Source organism: Micromonospora sp. DT229 (assembly GCF_049844505.1).
In the GTDB taxonomy this organism is placed as follows: Bacteria; Actinomycetota; Actinomycetes; order Mycobacteriales; family Micromonosporaceae; genus Micromonospora.
In genome coordinates, this window is record NZ_JBNCLD010000013.1 from 122,256 (window position 1) to 144,468 (window position 22,213).

Here is a 22,213-nt window from a genome sequence, read left to right on the forward strand (position 1 = left end):
CGCAGGGCGGCAGTGCCCATGGTCATAGACGCAGGGCGGAGACGGCGTCGTCGAGGGTGGCGGCCTGGGCGAGTGGCTGGAGGGTGTCCTCCCCGGTCAGCCAGAGCCGACAGCCTGTCCGGTCGAACGCCGCCACCACCGGCTGCCCGGCGTAGTGCCACCCGACGCGGCGCAGCAACTCGGTCGGGTCCGGCAGCGGCGGCGAGGGTACGGCCTGTGGGGCGGGCACCGGCTGGTCGGGGTCCCGGGGCACGCTGGCGACCAGGTGACAGTCGAGGTACTCGACGCAGCGCGCCACGGCCGCCTCGACACTGGCGCCGAACGGGAACTCGGCCCCGACCTGCGCATCCCGGGCGATGACCCGCACATCCCACCGCTCCCCCTGGATCTTGCGCGGGTCACCGGCGTCGAGCCGGTGGTCGCAGTAGGTCAGCACGGCGGTGAGGTCCAGAGCGTGGGCGAGGCGCAGCAGGTCGGTCAGCGGCGGCGCGTCCGGCACGGCGGCCAGCACGAACAGCCGCGCCCCGGGCAGCCCGGCGGCGAGCTGCTCGACGTGCTGGCGTACCGGGTCGACGCCAGGCTCATGAACGGTCACGATCCCGTCGAGCAGGTCCGGCTCGACGGGCCAGTCCGTGTCGAGCCGGGTGAGGTCGGCCGGGCGTACCCGGAAGGTGTCGGCGTAGCGGGCCAGCCGTCGGTGTGGGCCGAGCTGATGCACCGGTTTGCCGTTGGGCTGGTGGGCGACCACCGGAGCCACCTCGTCCGCGTCGGGCCGCCAGGTTCCGTGGCTGACCTGACGCAGGTCGGTCACGGTCACCGACACGGCCGCCGGAATCCGGCCGCTGTCCCGGCAGGTCGAGCAGCAGCCCACCGAGGGGGCCAGACCGGCACCCGAGCAGTCGGGGCAGGCCGGGTCGGGTACGGAGGTGCCGAGTCGGCAGTCGCAGCGACGCAACCGACTGCCGGGCCGACAGTCCGGGCAGGGCCGATGCGCTATCGGCTCACCCCACCAGGCCGGGTCGGGTGGTTCGCTGGCCCGCCGCAGTGTCTCCGTGACGTGCCGGACGATCTGCCCGGTCTCCCGCTCGTGCAGGCTCTCGACGCTGCCGGTCGGTTGCAGCGCGGTGTGCCACCAGCGGCCGTCCCGCCAGATCGCCTGAGCGCCGGGCGCGTCGCCGACCAGCTCCGCGAGCACCGCCCGGCCGAGCCGATCAAGATCCATGATCGGGGGTACGCCGACAGCCGACACCGGCCGCACCGTGTACAGCGGCGCCTGCCGCCCCCGCTCGTCCAACCCGCAGATGGCGGCCCGGAAACTCGTGTCGGCGATCGCCGAGGGCAGATCCCGGGCGTACGCGTGCACCTGCCGGTCGAGCGGCACCGGACTACCCGGCAGCTCGTACCGCAGCTCCCAGACAACCCCGTCGTAGCTACGGCGGCGAGCTTCCACCACCAGGTCAAGATGGAGCAGGTCGGCCAGCCCGCAGAGCCGGGACAGCTCGACGGCCGGATCGGGCGGCGACGGTGTCGCGCTGCCCCGGCCGACGAAGATCCACCACGGATCGTTGTCGTGCCGGGCGAGGGCCTCGGCTTCCAACACCCACCGCTGCTGCTCGGGCAGTTCGGGCCGCCACTGCGGCGGCAACCAGAACAGCGTCTCGTCCAGATCCCGCCGTCCCCACCGGGGGCGCAGCCCGCGTACCCCGACAGTGGCGCAGAGCCCACCGACCAGCTCCCCCGCCCGACGGACCCGTTCCCGGCCGTTCGGTGGGTCTAGCCGACCGGGCACCAGCCGCCGCGACGCCGCCGCCCCGGTGTCCAGGTTGACCACGGTCACCACCAGCTCCGCCCGCCGCCGCCCACCACGCCCGCACCGATGACACGGCTCGGCCACACTGCCGTCACCGCCACAGAGCCGACAGTCGGCGTACGCCTCGTCGCGGTATTCGCCGCCGTCCACGATGAGCCGGTCGCCACCCCGGGTGCACTGGCATCGCCGTACCCGAAAGCCCAGCCCGCCGCAGTCGTCGCAGTCCACCGTGTTCACGACCGACCGCCCAGCCGCCGCGCGCAGTCACCGTCGTGGTCGGCCCGCAGCAGGCACCTACCACCACCGGGCAGCCGCAGGTCGCAGAAAACCCGATGGCGTACGCCCTGGTCGTCCTCGGCCGAGACGGTGGTCTCCCCCGGGTCGGCCTGCGGCAGCACCCGCGCCCACCGGGCCATCAACCGCGCCAGCCGCTGCGCCGCCAGCAGATCGCCCGCCTGAACCGGCAGATGCACCACGTACCGCCCGCTCACCGCCACGCTCCCTGATTCGCCGGCTGCTGCTGCACCGCCTGGCGGTACACCGGCCTGTGGTTCGCGCTGCCATGCCGGGCTTCACCCCGCTCGGTCTGCCACTGCCGCAACGCCTCCCGGACCCGGGCCGCCTCCCGGTGCGACTGGGCCACCTGCTCGTACGCGGCCTCCAGGTCGTCGGCCACCCGGTCGAGAAACTCGGCCACCTCCGCCGGGTCGTAGCCACGCCGGCTCAACCGGAACCGCCGATCCCGCACCTGCCACGGCCGATAGCTCGCCGCCCGGTAACAGGTGCCGACGCTCTCGCTCTGCTGCTCGTCGGACCACCTGGTGCTGTTGGTGCGCTCTGCCGTCCGCATGGGGTGCGCTGCGGTGTGCCGGGCGTCGTACCGCTCGGCTCGTCGCCGGAAAGGGTTGCGCATGACAGACCTCGCTCTCGTCAGCGTGGGCGATGAAAACGGCGGGCCCGTCGGCCCGCCGCGCACCGACGGACCCGCCACGCACCTGCCACCGCAGCCCTCATCGCAGTACGGCACCAGGGCAGACACGAAGCCACAGAGGACCGAGCAACTTCGGTAACCCAGCCGAACCGTGACATCACTCATCGTGCATCGGATCGCGCCCTTTACGCAACTCCCGATTCGGAACTAGGTCGTTGCGGACTCGACCCCATTGCGGAACACTGATCGCCATGACTGGAAGCCCGACCGTCCGACGTCGACGCCTGGCCGCTGCTCTGCGCCGATTGCGAGAGCAGACCGGCATGACCGCCGACCAAGCCGCCAAGGAGATCGGCATCTCCAAGTCGGCGTTGAGCCGGATCGAGAACGCTCAGGTTTCCGTCATGCCACCGGTCGCGCGTGGCCTGCTGGAGTTGTACGGCGTCGAAGGAGAAGAGGTCGACGCGCTGGTCCAGGTAGCCCGAGACGCCCGCAAGCGCGGCTGGTGGCAGGCCTACGACGATGTCCTGCCAGAGTGGTTCGAGGTCTACGTCGGCTTGGAGGCGGAGGCATCGGAGATCCGAGCTTTCGAGCCACAACTGATCCCCGGTCTACTCCAGACCGCCGACTACGCCCGAGCGGTCATCCGCGCCGAGCATCCCGACGCACCAGCCGAGGAAATCGACCGGCGCGTCGAGCTTCGGCTACGCCGCCAGCAGACCGAGTCACCGCCCAAGTTGTGGGTGGTGCTGGACGAGGCTGCCCTACGCCGTCCGGTCGGTGGCGTCGTCGCCTTCAAGGGGCAGTTGCAGCGGCTCGCCGAGGAGGCAGACCGTCCTGGACGCACGATCCAGATCCTCACCTTCGCCGCCGGCGAGTACGGCTCGATGGGCAGCGCGTTCAGCATCCTCACATTCCCTGAGCCAGCCGATCCCGGCGTCGTCTACGTGGAAACCCGCGCGGGTAGCCTCTACCTCGAAGGCCAACAGGTCAGGGAATACAGCCGGGTCTTCGAGCACCTGGTCGCCTCGGCGGCCAGCACTCGGGACTCGCGCGACCTGATCCAGGGGGCGATCAACGAGCTATGAGAGGACGGCGCGGGTGGAAGAGGTCAGCACGGCCCGCGTGACCTGGCGAAAGAGCACGCGCAGCAACGGCTCCGGCAACTGCGTCGAAGTCGCGGACGACCTCGCGGGATCGGTCGGCCTGCGAGACAGCAAGGACCCTGACGGACCCGTCCTCGCCTTCAGTCCGGCATCCTGGATCGCCTTCGTGACCGGCGTGCAGCGGGACATGTTCGGTAACTGAGGCCGATAAGGCGAGGGCGCCGTCCAGCCACTGGACGGTGCCCTTCGCCATTGCTCAGGGCGAGAGTTGACCCTTGCGGGGCTGCGAATGCTGCAGGACGTCGGATAGTGTTCGTCCGGCCACGGATCCGTAAACATCGTGGTTTGTCGACGGCTACCGCAGCTTCGGAAGGAACAGCATGGCCAGTATCGAGCAGGTCAAGGCCGCGCTCGCCCAGGCAGCCGAGCAGAGCAACGCCACCACGAACCAGATCCGGGCGGCCATCGACGGCACCGAGCAGGTGCTCGCCCGGCTGCGTTCGGTCGCCGCCGGCACCGGTCACCCGGCGATCGGCGAGGCCATCGCCCGCGCCGAGCAGAGCAAGCAGCGGCTGATCGAAGCAGCGACGACGCTTCAGGGCAGCACCCAGGCCGCCCGGCAGTACATCAGCGTCCTGGGCTGACCCGTGAGCATTGGCGACATCAAGGCGGTATTCGGAGAAGGTAACCATTCCCTCGACCAGGCCACTACAACGGTCGAGGGCATCGGAACCGTTCTCGAGGATGTGATCCGCCTTGTGGTGGCCACTCTCGATGGCAGCCAACACGAGAAGGCTCAGGCAGCCCGCGGAGCGTTGTTGGCCGCGCAGCGCGAGGTCGATCTGACCCTGCGGACCATCAAGAGGGCGAAAGCCCATGCATCATCGTTTGTCACCGGACTCGGATGAGCGGCCTCATCGCCCAGGTCGTCGCCCAGCTCAACTCCGCCATAAAGGATCTCGACGCTCTCGCCATCCAGGCCATCCGTGCACAGGCAGACATCGAGCAGGCGACAAGCCACTTCATTTCTGGTGGTAAGGGCAGCAGCCATCCGAGGGTTCAGGCAGCCATCAAGGACAGCCAGACGTCAGCAGCGAAGGCTGGCCGACTCGGAAGGTTGAGCAGCGTCGCCGCCGATCACCTCGCCGACTACGTCAACGCGATTGCGCCGGGCTCGGCGACTCCCCGGAGTGCGGCCGAGGGGGCATCTCCCACCGGCGAAGACCTGCTCGCAGACAGTGAGAAGCGAGAACTCGCGCGCAAGAACGTCGGGACGTTCCTCAAGCGCGCGGTCCGCAACGCGGACGAGTTACAAGATCAGGCAGCCAGCGCGACCCGGGCCGTGCAGCAGACAGTCAAGGTGGTGCGAAATCCAAGCGGCGCGGCTGGCTCACATTCCACTGGCACGGCGACCCCAAGTGCACCCGACCCGACAGCACGGCCAAAGATAGACGCACCGGATGCTGCCGGAAACCTCGTCGTCGTCGGCCTACTGGCTGGCGTGGCAGTCCACCGGATCACAGCAATCGTCAAGAAGAACATTCCGAGGATAAGGAGGCGTGGCCGTGACGAAACTGGGTGAGTTGATCCAGGCAATGGCGCGGGGCGACTGGGAGACCACCGACGCCCTCATCGCTGATCTTGACCGCGCCAATTGGGCGGGGGGCCTCCAGGTGATCGGTGCCGCCTTCGCCATCGCCGTCAACCGACGCTTCGGAGCAGACGCCACACCTGCCGACATCGCCCAGTTCGTGGCCACAGCTCGGGCCAGCTATGAGGAGGGCGACACCATTCCCGCACTTGAGACCGAAGGGCTGATCCGCGCGGCCCTCGGCGAGCCAGAACTTGCCGACAACATAGCTCCGGACGTGGCGCTCGGTGCAGAACTGTTCGTCCTTACCCGACTCCTGCAGGAAGCCAGCCTGACGCCGGAGCAGCTTGACGCCTTCGTCGCCGAAGCGGAACAGACCGCTGCGGAGTACATGTAAGTCCAGCCTCTAGTGCCAGGATCAAGGTCATGATGCGGTTGATCGCCGACAACGCATGGGATGGCTTGGAACGGTATGTGCAGCAGGCGACCCGTAAGCGCGTCGCCATCGCATACATCGGTCCAGCAGCCAGGGACCTGCTCAACCTGCAACCCGATGACCTGATCATCATCAACGGATCGGACGCGACGCTCAGGGCTGGCCTGGTCGATCCGACCGTGATCGGCGACTGGCTCGCCGACGGTGTGGAAGTTCGTTCCCTTCCATCGGCCTGACCGGAACGACGCGCTCGGGCGTGGACTCACCGCGAATTCGCGGCACGCCCGTTGCCGCATGCGGTAGCTGCTGTCGCGGCAGTCGACCACGACCGCAGCCAGATCCACGCGCGTAGGTATCCGCTCACTGCTCGCTAAGCGGTACTACTCGGAGGGAGTCTCTTCCTCGGCGTCCTCCCGGAATCGGCCCCTTGCCTGCATGACGTTCAACGCCGTGCGAGCAGCGGGTTGAATCCTGGCCGGCCAGCCGGAGGCGATGAAGTCGTCGTCGGTGTCGATCCGAGGCGTTGCGGCGCAGGCTGCATTCAGCAATCGGTGTACCGCGTCGAGTCGCTCAACCTCCTCGGGCGTGAAACACGACCAGTCGCGCCAGTGCCACGGGATGTCGTCGTCGATGAAGTCGAAGAACTGGTTGACGTAGTCGCCGACGCCGACGCTGGGAACGCCTGAGTCACCTTCGCTCAGGGCGACCAGCGCTTCCATGACGCGATTGCGCAGGCGTTGCTCGACGAGGCGTTCGCTGGGGCCTCGGGGATCGTCCACACCCCGGAGGGTAGCGGCCTGCCAGGACGAGAAATGCACGCTCATGCCGCGTTCCGCGCGAGGCCGTCAAGATCGGTGAGCTCGTCAGGCTCATATGCCGGTGGGATACAGCTTGAGATGCTCAACAACGACGGCAACAGCCGTGCCGGGCGGGATGTTGACTGGGCCGTTGTTGAGCTCGACCTGCAACAGTCCGTCGGTGATCCGTATGGTCAGGAGTTGTTGCTCGTGGTCTTCGACGGTTCCGCGCAGTCGGGGGGCCTTCGTGCAGCGTCGATTCGGCGTCGGCCATCGCAATCGCGTCGCCCCATTCGAGCATGTCGTCACTGTCGAGTTCGACATCGACGATCTCGCCGGGCTGGGCGGGCTGTCCAACCCATTCGGCCTTCAGCCGAACGCCGGCCAACACGGCTTCGACCATGGTGGGCGTACCGGGGTGCACTGCGGCGACACGTACCTCCATCCGTCCGATGATCGCAGCCGGCGTCCTGATCTGCCGCCGACCGGGCGCTACGGTCCGCTGCAGGTGGCGACCTGCCACCCGCCGACAACCCCTCGGACCGTGGCGGCATACGTGGTCACCCTCGCCCAAGGCCGCCACTGCTACTTACTGCGCGGCGTGCGTGGCGATGGTTGGCTGCGTCACTACGATGTGGACCGTGGACTTGGAGGCGTTGTCGTGGATCGGTGGCATAACGGGTGCTGCGACAGGCATTCTTGCACTCGTCGTGAGCGTGCATTTCACTCGGCGAGCTACCCGAGCGGCCGAGACAGCTGCGGCTTCGGCTAAGGAGACGGCAGAGCTTGAGGCTGAGCGCCGAAATGCCGAACTGACGCCTCACTTCGTGGTGTCCGCGATGGCGCGTGAACACGGCAGCAACCGGGTTGTTCTGACCCTCACCCTCGAAGGACCCGCCGGCCTGCCGGGCTTGGACGAAGTCGTCGTCCGAATTCGGAGTGATCAGCCCCCAACCTCGCTGTTGGCAGGAAGCCCGAGTCAGCAGCAGATGGACGATACGGTCTGGGGACCCTACCGGCTTGTTCCCGGTGTCGACCAATCGGACAAACTCGGGCAGACTACGGCGGCCTTTGCCTTACGACGCGGCGAGCGGCACAAGCTCGAACTCGAACCAAGCTTGCCGCCTACGTGGACAAGCGCAGACACCTGGGTGAGTCGGTACGACGAGTCCCCGATCCAGCTTGAGCTTCTTTGCGCCCGAGCCAGCGGCAAGCCCTGGACCCTCCTGCTGGAGGTTGACCAGCCGCAGGCCACGTTTGATGCTGTGGCCTCCCACAGGTCGGGCGGTTCGATCGTGATCACGTTTACCAATGTCGGCAATGCTCCGGCTAGCAAGGTGCGCTTCACGGACAACACCGGGACCGAGCCTCACCTTGAGGGGCAGGCGGCCGACGTGGTGCGACCAGGAGAAGTGACACAGCAGGTATGGATTTCCGACACCTATGAGCACATCACGGAGTGGGTGGAGCTGTCATGGACGGACATGCGAGGCGCCCGCCAGTCGTTGAAGGCGCGGCTTCCCGCCTAAATAACCTCACCGTCGAGCAGCCGGATTCGCGGCAGCTTCGCCTGTTCTGGGCAACTACGTGATTCAGCTGCCCTTGAGTGTTCGGATTCGTAGGTACGAGGGCGCCGCATCGGTCCTACTCCCAGGGGAGTTTGTGCAGTACCAAACTGCTCCCCTGGGGAAATGTGTGTCTGTTGCGGCTTACCTGCGGAGGTTCGTCCAGCCGGTTCGTGACGTCGAGGGGGTGCGGGATGACGGCGTATTCCGCACCGCTCGATCAGCGCCTCTGCGCCTCTGCGCCTACGTTTCCATTCCGGTCTGGGCCAAGCCTTAAGCCTGCAATCGGCCCGAACGCAGCGCGTAGGGGCCGGACTGTACGGTGGTTCCTATATAGGAGGCTACCCGGTTGGCTGCAGATCAACGGCCAGCCGATATGAGCTACTTGCAGTATCCGGATCTGCCGCGATCCGGGCGCTAGCCCACGTCACCGATTACTCATCGTGAGTAGCGCCGGATGAGCGGCTGCGCCCTCCCGCAGTTCTTCCATGACCACCTGCGTTGTCCAGCAGTCCGCGTCAATCAACAGGTCTTGCAGGACATCCAACCGGTCAGCAAGTGTGAAGTGCGACAGGATCATCGTGTCGAGGACGAAGACGGTCTGCGGTGGACCGCTCACGGGGCAAGCTCCGGATCGGTCTCCTCCGGCAGGTCCGCGTCGGTGATCTGGCCGTACATCATTTCGATGGCCCTGGCCCGGGTGATCCGGTTGTCCCGCCACGCCTTGATGACCGCATGTGCATAGCCTGGCGGCACCCGCACGGCCATCAGGTCGGGTTGGGGTGCCCAGCCAACCGCCTCCATGAATTCCGCGCGCGTAGGTCGAGGAAAACTCCACGCACTGCGCGTCGCGGCATCGATCACCTGGGCCTGCTCTGCCTGCCGCAACGCCAGGACCCAGGAGGTGCGGTATCGCGCCGCGTAGCTGATCAGCACTTCTCGGGTCAACTGCCCGGCGGCTCGGGCACTAGCTATCGCGTCGATCGGCAGCAGCAGTTCGGCGGCAAAGGCGTCAATCACCAGTTCCCGGTCCGCGCGTGACGCGCTGACCCCCAGATCGCTGGAATACTCGTCGCCGATGACCAAATGGCCCAGTTCGTGCGCTGCGGTGGTGCGACGGCGGCCGGGGTCGCCCTCGGTGCTCACCACGGCGACGGCGACATCGCCATCGACCAAGGATGCGCCATCTCCGGGTAGGTCGGTGACGAGCACCCACTGACCAGCACGTTCGCAGAGCTGCATGATGCTGCCGATGGGCTCGCTGCCGAGGCCCATCTGCTGCCGCAGCCACCGGGCGGCCTGCCGCGCGTCGTCCTCCGACGTCACCGCTTGCGGGTACTGGCGCAGCGGATGGGTCTGCAAGGTCCCGAGGCTGGCAAGTTGCCGAACATTGCGCAGCCACTCGGCCAAGGCGATTTCCAAGCGCTCGGATGAGCGCCCCGCCACGGTGTCGGTCTCTTCGGTCAGCGTTACGGCGCGCCGCGACAGCACTGCCGGTCGCGGCTCGATCAGATACTCCATCGACACTTTGAGAGCACGAGACAGCCGTGCCAACTCCACTCCGTCGACACGCCTCGTGCCAGCTTCGACCTTGGCAAGCATCGTCCGGTCAAGCCCGACCCGGTCGGCGAGGTCCTGCTGCGAGACGCCGAGCGACATCCGTGCCTGACGCACCTGTTCGCCAATGCGCTGCCAGTCCTGCTGCTCGCCAGCCATGGTGCGATAATCGCACAGTCGACGCCGGAATGGGTCAACACACGATGCGAAGCCAGCAGGTTACGGCAGTTCGGGCACATTGCGGTCCGCGGACCGGCTGCGCTGGCCCGGTACGACGGCTCGCGCTGGGGAGAGTCTCTGCCAGAGGAACTCCAGCGCCAGCGCCTTGATGAAGGAGCGCTGCTCATTGTTGGCAGCCGCGCCGTGCCCGCCCTCGATGTTCTCGTAGTAAGTGGCATCGTGGCCGTACTCGCGGAGCAGGGCGGTCATCTTGCGCGCGTGGCCGGGGTGCACCCGGTCGTCGCGGGTGGAGGTGACGAACAGGACCGGCGGGTAGCGGACCCCTTCGCGAACATTGTGGTACGGCGAGTATTCCCGCAGGTAGGCCCAGTCCTCGGGGGCATCCGGGTCGCCGTACTCCGCCATCCAGGAGGCGCCGGCCAGCAGCCGGTGGTAGCGCCGCATGTCCAGCAGTGGGACGTGCGCGACGACGGCGCCGACCAGCGCCGGGTAGCGGGTCAGCATCACCCCCATCAGCAGGCCGCCGTTGCTGCCGCCCTCGATGCCCAACTGATCCGGCGTGGTGATGCCCCGGTCGGCCAGGTCACCGGCCACCGCCGCGAAGTCCTCGAACGCCCGGGGCCGGTTCTCCCGCAACGCGGCCCGATGCCACCGTGGTCCGTACTCGCCGCCGCCCCGGATGTTCGCGACCACGTACGTGCCGCCCCGGGCCAGCCAGCCCCGGCCGATGAGCCCGGAGTAGCCGGGGGTCTTCGAGATCTCGAAGCCGCCGTACCCGGTCAGCAGCGTCGGTCCGGCGGGCGCGGCCGGATCTCCGACCACGAAGTACGGCACCCGGGTGCCGTCGGCGGAGGTGGCGAAGAACTGGCGTACGGTCAGGCCCTCGGTGTCGAAGAATGCCGGTGTCCGTTTGAGGGTTTCGACGGTGCCGTCGATCTGCCCGAGCCGTAGCGTGGCCGGCTGGAGAAAGCCCTCCGAGGCGACCAGGTAGGTGTCGCCGAGGTCCGGGTCGGTCTCGACGAGGTGGCCCTCTTCGTCGGCCGGTACTCCCGGCAGTGGGGCCCGCCGCCACTCACCTTCACCGGGGGTGAGCACCTCAAGGGTGCTGCGTACGTCGGTGAGGGTGGTCAGGATCAGGTGGTGGCGGGTCCAGGTGTAACCACTCAGCGCCGTACGGTCGTCGGGCTGGAACAGCACCGTCAGGTCCCGGCTGCCGGCGAGGAAGGCGTCGAACCGGATCGCCAGCAGGGCACCCGCCGGGTAGGTCGACTCCCCCACCGGCCACGGCGTACGCGGCCGAATCACCAACCATTCCCGGTGTACGTCCCAGCCGGCGTCCTCGGGCACCGGGATCCGGACCCGTTCGCCCGCCCCGGTCAGCACGAAGTTCTCCGAGCGGAAGAAGTCCAGGCGGCGGCGGACGAAGTCGCGCGTGAAACCGGGCGTCAGGTCGCGCCAGCCGTACGCGCTGACATCCTCGCGGGACACCTCGTACACGACTTCGGCCTCGGCCAGTGGCGTGCCGCGTCGCCAGCGCCGCACCTGTCGGGGATAGCCGGATTCGGTCAACGATCCCGGTCCGAGATCGGTGCCGACGTAGATGTGGTCCGCGTCGATCCAGCCGACATAGGTCTTGGCCTCGGCGACGGTGAAGCCGTCGGCCACGAAGGCCCGGTCGACAAGGTCGTACTCGCGCACCACCACCGCGTCCGCGCCCCCGCGGGACAGGCTGATCAGGCAACGCCGGTGCTCGGGCGGCAGCGTCGTCACGCCACCCCAGTTCCAGTTCTCGCCCTCCCGCTCGGCCAGCTCATCGACGTCGAGCAGGACATCCCACTCCGGCTCGGCGCGGCGGTACTCCTCGAGTGTCGTCCGCCGCCAGAGCCCGCGCGGATGCGCCGCGTCCTGCCAGAAGTTGTAGTAGAAGTGGTCCCCGCGCCAGCCCGGATAGGGGATGCGGTCGTCCGAGTCGAGAATCTGCCGGATCTCGGCCTGCCGCGCGACGAACGTCGGGCCGCCGGCCAGCGCCGCGACAGCCTCCGCGTTGCGCTCCCTCACCCACCGGGCGGCCGCCGCGCCATCGATGTCCTCAAGCCAGTGGTACGGGTCCCCGCCCGGCGAATCCTCACCCATCCACCGACTCCTTAGCGCCCTGACGACGGCCACCGCCGCAGCAGTACCACAAGGTACATTCCCCGCTGACCGAACCCGCAGATCGCCGGACAGCCATTAGATATCAAGATCGCGGAAAGTTGATATCATCGCGGAAGCGCCGCACCGAACTGGAGGAACTCGTGTCCAGGACGATCCTCGACGTCGATGACGAACTACTTGCCGAAGCCGCCAAGATCTTCGGTACGACCACGAAGAAGGCGACCGTCAACGCCGCATTGAAGGCCGCTGTCGATCGGGAGAAACGGCGTGAGTTCGCCGACTGGCTCAAGAGCGGCGGCCTGCCGGATCTCACCGGCCACCCCGACTCGACGCCGGATGCGGCGTGAGTCGAGAGCTGTACCTGCTCGACAAGTCCGCACTTGCCCGCTGGCCCAAACCGGCCGTCGCACCAGTGCTCGATGAGTTGTCCGAGCGCGGGCTGTTGGCGGTGTGTGGCGCGATCGAGATCGAGGTGATTCAGAGCGCCCGGACGGCCAGGGAAGCTCAGCGGGCGCGCTGGCTGCTCGGCGGCTTCCACTGGCTTGCCACGCCGGACGAGGTCTGGGACCGGGCGGTCGAAGTCCAGCTCCAGGCATTACACAAGGGCAATCACCGAGCCCTGTCGATGGCTGACCTGGTGATTGGCGCGACCGCAGAGCGGCACGGAGCCACTGTGCTGCACTATGACGGCGACTACGACATGATCACCGCGATAACCGGCCAGCCCACCACCTGGGTCGTACCAGCCGGGACTACGGACTGATCGTCGGCACTAGTCGATTCAGCGGAAGCGAGACGCCAACGGTCGCTGCGGTGCGCAAGTCGCCCACACGGCATGGGTTAAGCCTCCCCGGGTATCAGGTCAGGCATGAGGGCGAGTTTCGGGCTCGGTCGGATCGCGGGCGTACCGGTCGGCGTGAACTGGAGTGTCCTGTTCATCTTCGCGCTGATCTGGTGGGGGTTGTCGGCGAACCTGTTCCCGGTGTCCTATCCGGGCCGGTCGGTCGTCGCGTACGTCTTCGCGGGTCTGGCGGCGGCGGTGGTCTTCTTCCTGGGCCTGCTCGCCCACGAGGTGTCCCACGCGGTGGTGGCCAAGCGCAACGGGCTGAGCGTGCAGGGGATCACCCTGTGGCTCTTCGGTGGGGTAGCCGAGCTGCGCGGCGAGGCCCGCACCCCGGGCGCGGAGCTGCGCATCGCCGGGGTCGGGCCGCTGGTCAGCCTGATCATCGGGGTGTTCTTCGGGGCGATCGCGATAGTGCTCAGCCTGGCCGGGGTGCAGGGGCTGCTGCTGGGCGCGATGGCCTGGCTGGCCGGCATCAACCTGCTGCTGGCCCTGTTCAACGTGCTGCCGGCGGCGCCGCTGGACGGCGGGCGGCTGCTGCGCGCGGCGGTGTGGAAGGCCACCGGGGACCGGACCCGGGCCTCGGTGGTGGCGGCCCGGGCGGGTTGGGTGCTCGGCGTGCTGCTGATCGGGCTGGGGTTGTTCCGGTTCCTCAGCGGCGCCGGGTTCGGTGGGCTCTGGTTGGCGTTGATCGGCTGGTTCCTGATCGGCGCGGCCAGCATGGAGGAACGGCAGGCCCGGGTGGGGGACGCGCTGCGTGGGGTACGGGTCGGCGAGGTGATGACCCCGCAGCCGCAGACCGCCTCGGGTGAGCTGACCGTGGCGGACTTCGTCGACAACTACCTGTTCGCGTACCGGCACACCGCGCTGCCGTTGACCGAGGACGGGCGGCCGGTCGGTCTGGTCACCCTCGACCGGGTCCGCGGGGTGCCGGGCGACCAACGCGGCAGCACCACCCTGGCGGCGGTGGCCTGTCGGGCCGAGGATCTGGTGCTCGCCTCCCCCGAGGAGCAACTCACCGACCTGCTGCCCCGCCTCAGCGAGTGCGCCGACGGCCGAGCCCTGGTGGTCATCGACGGCCAACTGGTCGGCATCGTCTCCCCCAGCGACATCAGCCGCGCCGTCCAACGCGGCCACCTCCGCGACCGCGTCACCACCGGCCGCTAGCCCCGCCGATCATGCACCTTTCGTCGGTGCATACAGGGACGAAAGCCGCGTATCAGCGACCAAAAGTGCAAGATCGACGCGAGCAGGGCGGGGCGGGGCGAGGCGGGCAGGGCAGTCAGCGGGGGAAGAGGGGGTTGAGGGTGGGGGTGTGGAACTTGGCGGTGGGGTCGAGGTGGTGCAGCAGGGCGGCGAAGTCGGGCCAGCGGGGGTAGGTGGCGGCGATGTCCTCGGGGGCGGTGGTGAAGACCTTGCCCCAGTGTGGGCGGGGACGGTAGGGGGCCAGGGCCCGTTCCACCTCGGCGACCACCGGCAGTACCTGTGCGGCGTCCGCGATCCAGGTGAAGTGCACCGCCAGGCTGTCGCGCTCGTACTGCGGGCTGAGCCACAGGTCGTCGGCGGCGATGGTGCGCAGTTCGCTGATCTGCAACACCGGGGCGATCAGGGGGGCCACCTCGTCCAGGGCGGCCAGGGCCTCGGCGGCGCAGGCGCGGGGCAGGTGGTACTCGGACTGCAACTCCTCGCCGCTGCTGGGGGTGAAGCCGAGCCGGAAGTGCGGCAGTCGCTCGTGCCAGGGTCCGACCGCGCCGAGCTGCTCGGTGCAGTTGGCCGGGGGCATCCCGGGCACCGGATGGCAGGGCCGGTCGGCCGCCGTGGTGCCGAGCCAGCCCGCCGGGGGCGGCGGCGCCTCCGCTAGCTGCTTGCGCCAGACCTGGGTGCCGCGGGTCGAGCGCCAGTCGGTGAAGACACTGACGCTGTACGCGGACCCGAGGGCCTCGTCCAGGGCCGCGCGGGGCAGGTCGAGGTGGACGTACTGGCGCAGGTCGAAGGTGGGCAGCACGTCCAGGGTGACCCGGGTGACGATGCCCAGGGCCCCTAGGGAGACCACCGTCGCGGCGAAGTCGTCGCTGCCGCGGTGCACGGTACGCAGTTCGCCGGTGGCGGTGACCAGTTCCAGGGCGGCCACCGCGGTGGCCAGGTTGCCGGTGCGCTCGCCGGAGCCGTGGGTGCCGGTGGCCACCGCACCGGCCACCGAGATGTGCGGCAGGGAGGCCAGGTTGGCCAGGGCGTACCCCCGCTCGTGCAGCCAGGTGGCCAGGTCGCCGTAGCGCATCGCGGCCGGGACCTCGACGGTGGCGCGTTCCTCGTCCAGGCGCACGGTGTCCGGCAGTCCGGCCAGGGTGACCAGGTCTCCGGTGGTGTCACCGAGCCGGTTGAAGGAGTGTCCGCTGCCCACCGCCCGGATCCGGTCGCTGCCGGCTACCAGGGCCGCCAGCTCCTCGACTGATGTGGGCCGGTGGTAGGCCCGGGCGGAGTACTGGATGTTGCCGGCCCAGTTACGGTGCGTCGGCACTGCGCCCCCCTTCGCCGCGCCGACGGTTACCGCCGGCTCCGCCGGGGAACCCTACGCCGATGAGCAGCTACCGTGATCCCGCCCCCAGGGGCGATGTGTACCCCTCCGAGGAGGAGATCGATCCGGGCGGCAGCGGGGTCGAGCCGGCCAGCGGCCCGACCGGGGCGTACCCCCTGGTGGAGGCGAGCCAGCCGGGCCCGCAGCCGAACCCGACGCCCGAACCGGCGCCGACGCCGGTGCCGACCCCCGGGCCGCCGCCCCGCCTTGCGGGCGGCGGCCGGTCGATCGTCAGTCGACATCTGGACGGCTCCGTGCAGGTGGTCACCGATGTCGACGGCGACGGGGTGGCCGATGTAGTGCAGTTCGACCTGGACGGTGACGGGATACCGGACGTCACCTACCTGGACAGTGATCGGGACGGTCGGCTGGACACGGTGCTGCGCTCGTCGTCGCGCTGAGTTCAGAGCTGGGGCATCACCTCGCCGGCGACCAGGTCCAGGTGGTCCAGGTCGCCCAGGTCCAGCACCTGGAGGTAGATGCGCTGGCTGCCGACGGCGGCGTACTGGCCGATCCTGTCGACGACCTCGGACGGGGTGCCGGCCAGGCCGTTCTCGCGCAGTTCGTCCGGCTCCCGGCCGATGGCGGCGGCCCGTCGGGCCACCTCGGCCTCGTCTTTCCCGCAGCACAGCACCAGCGCGTTGGACCAGACCAGCTCGGTCGGGTCCCGGTCGATGCTCTGGCAGGCGGCCCGGACCCGCTCGAACTGGGCCTCGGTGTCCGCGATCGAGACGAAGGGCAGGTTGAACTCGTCGGCGTAGCGGGCGGTCAGTCGCGGGGTACGCTTCGCGCCCTTGCCGCCGAGCAGGATCGGCGGGTGTGGCTGCTGCACCGGCTTGGGCAGCGCCGGTGAGTCGCTGACCTGGTAGTGGCGGCCGGTGTAGTCGAAGGTCTGACCCGAGGGGGTCCGCCACATCCCGGTGATGATCGCCAGCTGCTCCTCCAGCCGGTCGAACCGCTCCCCCAGGGCCGGGAAGGGCATGCCGTACGCGCTGTGCTCGGCGTCGTACCAGCCGGTGCCGATGCCCAGCTCGACCCGTCCCCCGCTCATCTGGTCGACCTGCGCGACCGTGATCGCCAGCGGCCCGGGAAATCGGAAGGTCGCCGCGGTCATCAGGGTGCCGAGCCGGATGGATCGGGTGTCGCGGGCCAGCCCGGCCAGGGTCGTCCAGGCGTCCGTGGGGCCGGGATCGCCACTTACCGACCCCATCTTCAGGTAGTGGTCCGAGCGGAAGAAGGCGCCGAAGCCGGTCTCCTCGGCACGCCGGGCCACGGCGAGCAGGTCGTCATAGGTAGCCCCCTGCTGGGGCTCGGTGAAGATCCGCAGTTCCATGAGGTCGAGCATAGAAAGCCCACGGCCCCACCGCCCCGACTTGTGCCGTCGATCTATCTTGGCGTGGTGGCTGAACCGATCGTCGACGTCGCGGGTCTGGCGGTCACCTTCGGCAGCGTGACGGTGGTGCGGGACGTCGACTTCGACCTGCCGGTGGGCGGCGCGCTCTGCCTGGTCGGCGAGAACGGCGCGGGCAAGTCCACCGTGTTGCGCTGCGTCACCGGCCTTACCGAACCGAGCGCGGGCCGGGTCCGGGTGTTCGGGGCCGCGCCGGACGGCTCGGCCGCGTTCTGGCGCCGGGTGGTGGCCACCGTCGAGCAACCCAGTTGGTACGCCGGGCTGACCGTCCGGGAGCACGTGGAGCTGGTCCGGCTGGCCGGTGGCGACGACCCGGCCGACGGTCGGGTGGACGAGCTGCTGTCCGTGCTGGGCCTGCGCGATCTCGGCGACAGCACCCCGGAGCGGCTCTCCTCGGGCGAGCGGCAACGCCTGCTGCTGGCCGCTGCCCTGGCCCGCCCGGCGCAGCTGCTGGTGCTCGACGAGCCGGAGCAGCGGCTGGACGCGGCGATCCGGCCGGTGGTGGCCGGTCTGCTCCGCGATCATCTGGCCGCCGACGGGAGCCTGTTGTTCGCCAGTCACGATCCGGTCTTCGTGGCCGCTCTCGACTGTCCGGTTCTCCGGCTGCACACCGGGTCACCGGTGCCCGGTCCGGGCACATGACACGAGTGGCCGAGGCGCCCACCCGTTCGGAGCCGGTGCCGCCGACCGCCCGTCGGCTACGCCGCTGGGTACGCAGGCGCCGCGCGGAACGCGCCCCCTCGCTCTCGTTGGAGAACGCGTACCTGGTGCTGCTGACGGTGGCGATGGCGGTCGCGGTGTTCGGTCCGGGGGTGGGGTCGGCGATGTGGCCGACGACCGGGGCGACCCCGCCGGACCGGCTGGTGGCGCTGGTGCTGCTGGGCGCGGGCGCCGCCGGTCTGGTGCTGCTGCTGCGCTCCACGGGTCCGTTGTTCCTCGGGCGCGGTGAGCTGACCTGGCTGCTGCCGACGCCGGTGCCCCGGCGTGGCCTGCTGCTACCGGCGCTGGTGCGGGCGCTGGCGGTCGGGGCGGCCATCGGCGCGTTGCTGGCGTTGGCCGGCGCCGCCCGCCTGGCGGTCCGCCCGGTGTCCGGGGCCGTACTGGCCGACTGGCTCGCCCTGGGTGTGACCGCCGGTGGGTTCCTGGCGCTGCTCGCGGTGGCCGCGCAGCGCCGACCGGGGTACGCCCGGGTGCTGGACCTGACCATGCCGGCGCTGCTGGTGGCGCTGGGCGCGACCGTACTGCTCGCCCGGGTACGACCGCTGCCGACACTGCCCGGCCTCGACGGGCCACCGCTGCCGCTCACCCTCGGCGCCCTGCTCGTGGTCGCCGGACTCACCGCCCTGGCCGTCCGTGACCTGACCCGCCTGCCCGACATCCGACTGCACGAGCCGTCGCTGACCGTCGGCACCTACCTGGACGCGGCGTACGCCGTCGAGCCGTCCTTCCTCGCCGACCTGCACGAGCGACGGTACTGGCGGCGGCGGGCACTGCGCTCCCGGCCGTTGCGTCCCCGGTTCGGTGCGCTGGTGCCGCTGCAACAGGATCTGCTGGTGCTTCGCCGACGCGGTCGGCGACTGGGTTGGCTGGCGGCGGCTACTCCGCTGCCGGCGGTGCTCGCTGCCGGTGCCGACTGGCTGCCGGTGGCTGCCCTGGTGGCGGGGGCGGTCACCGCTGCCGGGGTCACCCTCGACGCGCTGCGCCGCGACGTGGCCCATCCAGCGCTGCTGCGGCTGCTGGGACTGACCGGCCGGCGGGCGGTCGCGATCCGGCTGGTCCTGCCGACGGTGCTGGCCACGGTCTGGTCCGGGCTGGCCCTGGCGGTACTGGGATGGCTCGGTGACCTGCCGCCGGGCCCGTGGTGGGCGCTGGGGTTGGCGTTCGGCCCGACGGCCGCGATGTTGGCCGTCCGGCGGGCGCAGGCGGGTCGGATCGACCACTCCCTGCCTCTGGTCGTCACTCCGATGGGCGCCTTCTCTCCCGGGCCGTTGTTGTGGCTGTTCAACGGCGTCGATGTGCTGCTGTTCGCGACACCGGCTCTGGTCGCTCTGCTGGGACCGGTCCGGCCCGGCTGGGGTTGGGTCGCCGTCCAGGCCGGTTGCGCTGTGCTGGCGGTGCGGGCCTATCTGCGTTTCGGCACGGACGGTCGCCGCTCCCAGGTGTGAACCACCGGTTGTTTCGAGCCAGGTGGACGCAAATCTTTGCAGTGATTGCAGTCGTCCGCAAGGGCTTGTTCTTCATGCGGGCGACTTGTGAATCAGAGGTTCCCAAGGATCGATGGCGCTGTTACGGTCACGCATCATCGCAAGTTCTTGCATAACTTGCAGGAAACGTCGGCTTCCACCACCTCTGCCTGACCGTCCCCCGAGGAGGGCCCGTGCGAGTTCCCCGTCCCCGCGCCGCGATACCCGCGGCCCTGGCCGCGACACTTGTCGCGGCCGGTCTAGCCGCCGGCACCGCCCCGGCCAGCGCGGCCGAGGTACGCGCCAACGGCGACGCCATCGTCCACCTGTTCCAGTGGCGGTGGGACTCCATCGCCACCGAGTGCGAGTCGAATCTCGGCCCCAACGGTTGGGGTGGAGTGCAGGTCTCCCCGCCCCAGGAACATGTCGTGCTGTCCAGCGCCGAGGGCGCCACCTACCCCTGGTGGCAGGACTACCAGCCGGTGTCGTACCGGCTGGACGCCACCCGGCGCGGCACGAAGGCCCAGTTCGTCGACATGGTCGAGCGCTGCCGCGCCCAAGGCGTCAAGATCTACGTGGACATGGTGCTCAACCACATGAGCGGCACCGGCTCGGCCAACAGCGGCCCCGGCAGCGCCGGCACGGTCTACGGCAAGTACAGCTACCCGAACCTGTTCAACGACGGTTCCGGGGACAGCTACGGCTACGCCGACTTCGGGCCCTGCTACCGCAGGATCAACAACTGGGGCAACAAGCAGGAGGTCCAGGACTGCGAGCTGCTAGACCTGGCCGACCTCAACACCGCCGACCCGGAGGTCCGGCGGAAGATCGCCAAGTACATGAACGCGGTGATCGACCTGGGGGTGGCCGGGTTCCGGGTGGACGCGGCCAAGCACGTCCAGGAGTCGCACCTGGCCGACATCATCAGCCGGCTGCGTGACGTGCCCGGCTTCGGCGGCCGACCGGACCTGTTCCACGAGGTGTACGGCGACGGCACGATCCCCTACACCGCGTACGCCCCGCACGGTGGGGTGACCAACTTCGACTACCAGCGGGCGGTCTCGTCGGCCTTCCGGGACGGCAACATCGCGCAGTTGGGCAACCTGCCCGACTACGGTGGCCTGACCGGGCAGCAGGCCGTGGTGTTCATCGACAACCACGACACCCAGCGGGAGACCCCTACCCTCACCTACAAGAACGGTGCCCGCTACTACCTGGCGGACACCTTCATGATGGCCCACCCGTACGGGCGACCCCAGCTGATGTCGAGCTACGCCTTCGGCTCGGTGCACGGGCAGGGCCCGCCGAGTGCCTCCAACGGCACCACCCTGGCCACGGACTGCACCGGCAGCGCCTGGATCTGCGAGCACCGCGACGCCGGGGTGGCCGGTATGCCGGGCTTCCGCAACGGGGTCGCCGGCACCGGCATCGGGTCGGTCACCACCGACGGCAACGGCCGGCTGGCCTTCGCCCGGGGCAACCGGGGGTACGCCGCCTTCAACGCCACCGGCAGCACCTGGAACCGCAGCTTCAGCACCTCCCTGCCGGACGGCCGGTACTGCAATGTGGGTAGGGGCGCGTACGACCGGTCCACCGGGGCCTGCCCGGGTGGCGCGGTGACCGTCTCCGGTGGCAGCTTCACCGCCGCCATTCCGGCGGATCAGGCGGTGGCCCTGCACGTCGAGGCCCGCCTGGACGGCCCGACCCCGACGGCCACTCCCACCGCTTCCCCGACCCCGACGGCCAGCCCCTCGCAGCCGGCCGGGTCGACCCGGTTCACCGCCACGGTCACCACCAACCCGGGCCAGGAGGTGTACGTCGTCGGGTCGGTCCCGCAGTTGGGTTCCTGGAACCCGGCCAACGGGGTGAAGCTGTCCACCACCTCGGGCAGCTACCCGACCTGGAGCGGGTCGGTCGACATCCCGGCCGGTACCGCCTTCGAGTGGAAGTTGGTCAAGGTCGGCAACGGTGGCGTGCAGTGGGAGAACGACCCCAACCGCACCGGCACCGGTGGCACCGCGTTCACCGTGACGTGGAACCAGCCGGCCGGCAACCCGCCGGGCGACGCGACGGTCACCGTCCGGGCCACCGCCACCACGACGTACGGGCAGCACGTCTACCTGGTCGGCGACCTGCCCGCGCTCGGCGGCTGGGATCCGGCCAGGGGCGTACGGCTGTCGCCCACCGGCTACCCGGTCTGGACCGGCGAGCTGCGCCTACCGGCCGGCACCACGTTCTCCTACAAGTACGTCAAGCGCACCGACTCGGGCCAGGTGGTCTGGGAGTCCGGCGCGAACCGGACGGCGACCGCCTCCACAGCGCTGACCCTGACCGACACCTGGCGCTGAGCACAGCACCGCGGCCCCTCCCGACAACCGGTCGGGAGGGGCCGCCCCATTGCGCCACGCCGTGATCGAGGTCTGCCGTCCCCCGGGCCGGTCCGCGTCGGGCCGGCCCCGAGGAGAAGGTCATTCAGGAATCACGAACTGGCGAGTGCTGGTGGTGTCGTAGTTGACGCCGTTCTTCCTGGCGTGATGGACGCAGTTGACCGTGATCGTGCGGACCTGCGGGAGGACGCCGCTCACCGGAATGGTCGGGGACCAGAAGTGCACGTCGACGAGCGCCCCGTTGTTCTCGGAGTCGTAGTCCGTGGTGGAGTAGCCGGTCGCGGTGTTGGCGTAGCACCGGACGTTGATGTAGTCGGCGTCAACCCGGTTGTTGCTGGCGTTGGCGAACCGGGAGTATCCGCGGACCTTGACGCCGCCGACCCGGTACGGCCAGTTGCCCTCGTGCCCGTACTTCTCCAGCTCGATGACTCCCTGCAAGGTGTAGGCCGGAGCAGGAGGGGTGCCGCCACCTCCGCCGCCACCGGGCGGCTCGATGCAGTTGTCGAGCTCCCAACACAGGGGCGGCAACGCCTGCGCGGGAGTGACCACCATTGCGCCGAGACCCAGGACCAACACCAGCGCGACAGCGGCTCGTACAGTGCGTAAATGCACGTTGTCTCCTGTCAATGACGCGGAAGGCTCATCACTATCCGCAAAGATCGATAGCGAAAAGTACTTCGCTGGCCGGG

The 22,213-nt window shown here is 69.3% G+C and carries 26 protein-coding genes; 15 read left to right on the forward strand and 11 right to left on the reverse strand.

Annotated elements, in window-relative coordinates; genetic code table 11:
- Positions 1-22 precede the first annotated feature (22 nt).
- From ACLQ2T_RS20500 to ACLQ2T_RS20510, 3 genes are read right to left on the reverse strand one after another with little or no spacing between them, the layout of a single operon-like run.
- Positions 23-2,047 (reverse strand): hypothetical protein, encoded by a 2,025-nt coding sequence (locus ACLQ2T_RS20500; RefSeq protein ID WP_425767956.1) that lies wholly within the window; start codon positions 2,045-2,047, stop codon positions 23-25.
- A complete protein-coding gene (locus ACLQ2T_RS20505) occupies positions 2,044-2,301 on the reverse strand; it encodes a hypothetical protein (protein WP_425767957.1) in 258 nt (85 codons plus the stop codon). The genes ACLQ2T_RS20500 and ACLQ2T_RS20505 overlap by 4 nt, the downstream gene beginning before the upstream one ends.
- On the reverse strand, positions 2,298-2,660 hold the full coding sequence (locus ACLQ2T_RS20510; protein ID WP_425767999.1) for a DivIVA domain-containing protein: 363 nt from the start codon (positions 2,658-2,660) through the stop codon (positions 2,298-2,300). Before ACLQ2T_RS20510 ends, ACLQ2T_RS20505 begins: the two co-directional genes overlap by 4 nt.
- Before the next feature lie 332 nt (positions 2,661-2,992).
- Between ACLQ2T_RS20510 and ACLQ2T_RS20515 the strand changes: the two genes are divergently transcribed.
- The 7 genes from ACLQ2T_RS20515 (at position 2,993) to ACLQ2T_RS20545 (ending at position 6,110) form a co-directional block, all read left to right on the forward strand.
- On the forward strand, positions 2,993-3,829 hold the full coding sequence (locus ACLQ2T_RS20515) for a helix-turn-helix domain-containing protein (protein WP_425767958.1): 837 nt from the start codon (positions 2,993-2,995) through the stop codon (positions 3,827-3,829).
- Between the two features lie 13 nt (positions 3,830-3,842).
- On the forward strand, positions 3,843-4,049 hold the full coding sequence (locus ACLQ2T_RS20520) for a DUF397 domain-containing protein (RefSeq protein ID WP_425767959.1): 207 nt from the start codon (positions 3,843-3,845) through the stop codon (positions 4,047-4,049).
- Positions 4,050-4,227: 178 nt separating this feature from the next.
- Complete coding sequence (locus tag ACLQ2T_RS20525; RefSeq protein WP_327024609.1) at positions 4,228-4,491, forward strand: hypothetical protein; 264 nt, start codon at positions 4,228-4,230, stop codon at positions 4,489-4,491.
- Between the two features lie 3 nt (positions 4,492-4,494).
- Complete coding sequence (locus tag ACLQ2T_RS20530) at positions 4,495-4,755, forward strand: hypothetical protein (RefSeq protein ID WP_425767960.1); 261 nt, start codon at positions 4,495-4,497, stop codon at positions 4,753-4,755.
- Positions 4,752-5,429, forward strand: coding sequence for a hypothetical protein (locus ACLQ2T_RS20535; RefSeq protein WP_425767961.1), 678 nt, complete (start codon positions 4,752-4,754; stop codon positions 5,427-5,429). The genes ACLQ2T_RS20530 and ACLQ2T_RS20535 overlap by 4 nt, the downstream gene beginning before the upstream one ends.
- A complete protein-coding gene (locus tag ACLQ2T_RS20540) occupies positions 5,413-5,835 on the forward strand; it encodes a hypothetical protein (protein ID WP_425767962.1) in 423 nt (140 codons plus the stop codon). Before ACLQ2T_RS20535 ends, ACLQ2T_RS20540 begins: the two co-directional genes overlap by 17 nt.
- A 29-nt stretch (positions 5,836-5,864) precedes the next feature.
- Entirely contained in the window at positions 5,865-6,110 is a 246-nt protein-coding gene (locus ACLQ2T_RS20545; RefSeq protein WP_425767963.1) for a hypothetical protein, read from the forward strand.
- 144 nt (positions 6,111-6,254) lie between these two features.
- Here ACLQ2T_RS20545 and ACLQ2T_RS20550 read toward each other — a convergent pair whose 3' ends face one another.
- Together ACLQ2T_RS20550 and ACLQ2T_RS20555 are read right to left on the reverse strand one after the other, a co-directional pair.
- A complete protein-coding gene (locus ACLQ2T_RS20550; protein ID WP_425767964.1) occupies positions 6,255-6,653 on the reverse strand; it encodes a hypothetical protein in 399 nt (132 codons plus the stop codon).
- A 121-nt stretch (positions 6,654-6,774) separates the two neighbouring features.
- Positions 6,775-7,116, reverse strand: coding sequence for a hypothetical protein (locus ACLQ2T_RS20555; RefSeq protein ID WP_425767965.1), 342 nt, complete (start codon positions 7,114-7,116; stop codon positions 6,775-6,777).
- 196 nt (positions 7,117-7,312) lie between these two features.
- On the opposite strand from ACLQ2T_RS20555, the gene ACLQ2T_RS20560 reads away from it, so the two are divergent.
- Positions 7,313-8,200, forward strand: coding sequence for a hypothetical protein (locus ACLQ2T_RS20560; protein ID WP_425767966.1), 888 nt, complete (start codon positions 7,313-7,315; stop codon positions 8,198-8,200).
- Between the two features lie 463 nt (positions 8,201-8,663).
- Here the strand turns inward: ACLQ2T_RS20560 and ACLQ2T_RS20565 are convergent, their stop codons facing one another.
- From ACLQ2T_RS20565 to ACLQ2T_RS20575, 3 genes are read right to left on the reverse strand one after another with little or no spacing between them, the layout of a single operon-like run.
- Positions 8,664-8,855, reverse strand: coding sequence for a hypothetical protein (locus ACLQ2T_RS20565; RefSeq protein WP_425767967.1), 192 nt, complete (start codon positions 8,853-8,855; stop codon positions 8,664-8,666).
- Positions 8,852-9,952, reverse strand: a complete 1,101-nt coding sequence (locus ACLQ2T_RS20570; protein WP_425767968.1) for a helix-turn-helix domain-containing protein — start codon at positions 9,950-9,952, stop codon at positions 8,852-8,854. Before ACLQ2T_RS20570 ends, ACLQ2T_RS20565 begins: the two co-directional genes overlap by 4 nt.
- Positions 9,953-10,012: 60 nt before the next feature.
- On the reverse strand, positions 10,013-12,106 hold the full coding sequence (locus tag ACLQ2T_RS20575; protein WP_425767969.1) for a prolyl oligopeptidase family serine peptidase: 2,094 nt from the start codon (positions 12,104-12,106) through the stop codon (positions 10,013-10,015).
- A gap of 161 nt (positions 12,107-12,267) precedes the next feature.
- Here ACLQ2T_RS20575 and ACLQ2T_RS20580 point away from each other — a divergent pair, with 161 nt between their 5' ends.
- The 3 genes from ACLQ2T_RS20580 (at position 12,268) to ACLQ2T_RS20590 (ending at position 14,135) form a co-directional block, all read left to right on the forward strand.
- Positions 12,268-12,474, forward strand: a complete 207-nt coding sequence (locus ACLQ2T_RS20580; RefSeq protein ID WP_327024600.1) for a type II toxin-antitoxin system VapB family antitoxin — start codon at positions 12,268-12,270, stop codon at positions 12,472-12,474.
- Positions 12,471-12,890, forward strand: a complete 420-nt coding sequence (locus ACLQ2T_RS20585; RefSeq protein ID WP_425767970.1) for a PIN domain nuclease — start codon at positions 12,471-12,473, stop codon at positions 12,888-12,890. The genes ACLQ2T_RS20580 and ACLQ2T_RS20585 overlap by 4 nt, the downstream gene beginning before the upstream one ends.
- Before the next feature lie 105 nt (positions 12,891-12,995).
- Positions 12,996-14,135, forward strand: coding sequence for a site-2 protease family protein (locus ACLQ2T_RS20590; protein ID WP_425767971.1), 1,140 nt, complete (start codon positions 12,996-12,998; stop codon positions 14,133-14,135).
- Positions 14,136-14,250: 115 nt separating this feature from the next.
- Here the strand turns inward: ACLQ2T_RS20590 and ACLQ2T_RS20595 are convergent, their stop codons facing one another.
- Positions 14,251-15,486, reverse strand: coding sequence for an FAD-binding protein (locus ACLQ2T_RS20595; protein WP_425767972.1), 1,236 nt, complete (start codon positions 15,484-15,486; stop codon positions 14,251-14,253).
- Between the two features lie 59 nt (positions 15,487-15,545).
- Between ACLQ2T_RS20595 and ACLQ2T_RS20600 the strand changes: the two genes are divergently transcribed.
- Positions 15,546-15,944 (forward strand): hypothetical protein, encoded by a 399-nt coding sequence (locus ACLQ2T_RS20600; RefSeq protein ID WP_425767973.1) that lies wholly within the window; start codon positions 15,546-15,548, stop codon positions 15,942-15,944.
- A gap of 2 nt (positions 15,945-15,946) precedes the next feature.
- Here the strand turns inward: ACLQ2T_RS20600 and ACLQ2T_RS20605 are convergent, their stop codons facing one another.
- Positions 15,947-16,876, reverse strand: coding sequence for an LLM class F420-dependent oxidoreductase (locus tag ACLQ2T_RS20605; protein WP_425767974.1), 930 nt, complete (start codon positions 16,874-16,876; stop codon positions 15,947-15,949).
- Between the two features lie 63 nt (positions 16,877-16,939).
- On the opposite strand from ACLQ2T_RS20605, the gene ACLQ2T_RS20610 reads away from it, so the two are divergent.
- From ACLQ2T_RS20610 to ACLQ2T_RS20620, 3 genes are all read left to right on the forward strand, one after another.
- Positions 16,940-17,596, forward strand: a complete 657-nt coding sequence (locus ACLQ2T_RS20610) for an ABC transporter ATP-binding protein (protein WP_425767975.1) — start codon at positions 16,940-16,942, stop codon at positions 17,594-17,596.
- Positions 17,593-19,119: a DUF6297 family protein gene (locus tag ACLQ2T_RS20615; protein ID WP_425767976.1), complete on the forward strand. Its 1,527-nt coding sequence runs from the start codon at positions 17,593-17,595 to the stop codon at positions 19,117-19,119. The genes ACLQ2T_RS20610 and ACLQ2T_RS20615 overlap by 4 nt, the downstream gene beginning before the upstream one ends.
- Positions 19,120-19,331: 212 nt before the next feature.
- Positions 19,332-21,485: a carbohydrate-binding module family 20 domain-containing protein gene (locus ACLQ2T_RS20620; protein ID WP_425767977.1), complete on the forward strand. Its 2,154-nt coding sequence runs from the start codon at positions 19,332-19,334 to the stop codon at positions 21,483-21,485.
- A 120-nt stretch (positions 21,486-21,605) separates the two neighbouring features.
- Here the strand turns inward: ACLQ2T_RS20620 and ACLQ2T_RS20625 are convergent, their stop codons facing one another.
- The gene (locus tag ACLQ2T_RS20625; RefSeq protein WP_425767978.1) at positions 21,606-22,136 is read right to left on the reverse strand and encodes a hypothetical protein; all 531 of its coding nucleotides are present in this window, start codon (positions 22,134-22,136) and stop codon (positions 21,606-21,608) included.
- Positions 22,137-22,213: the final 77 nt, after the last annotated feature.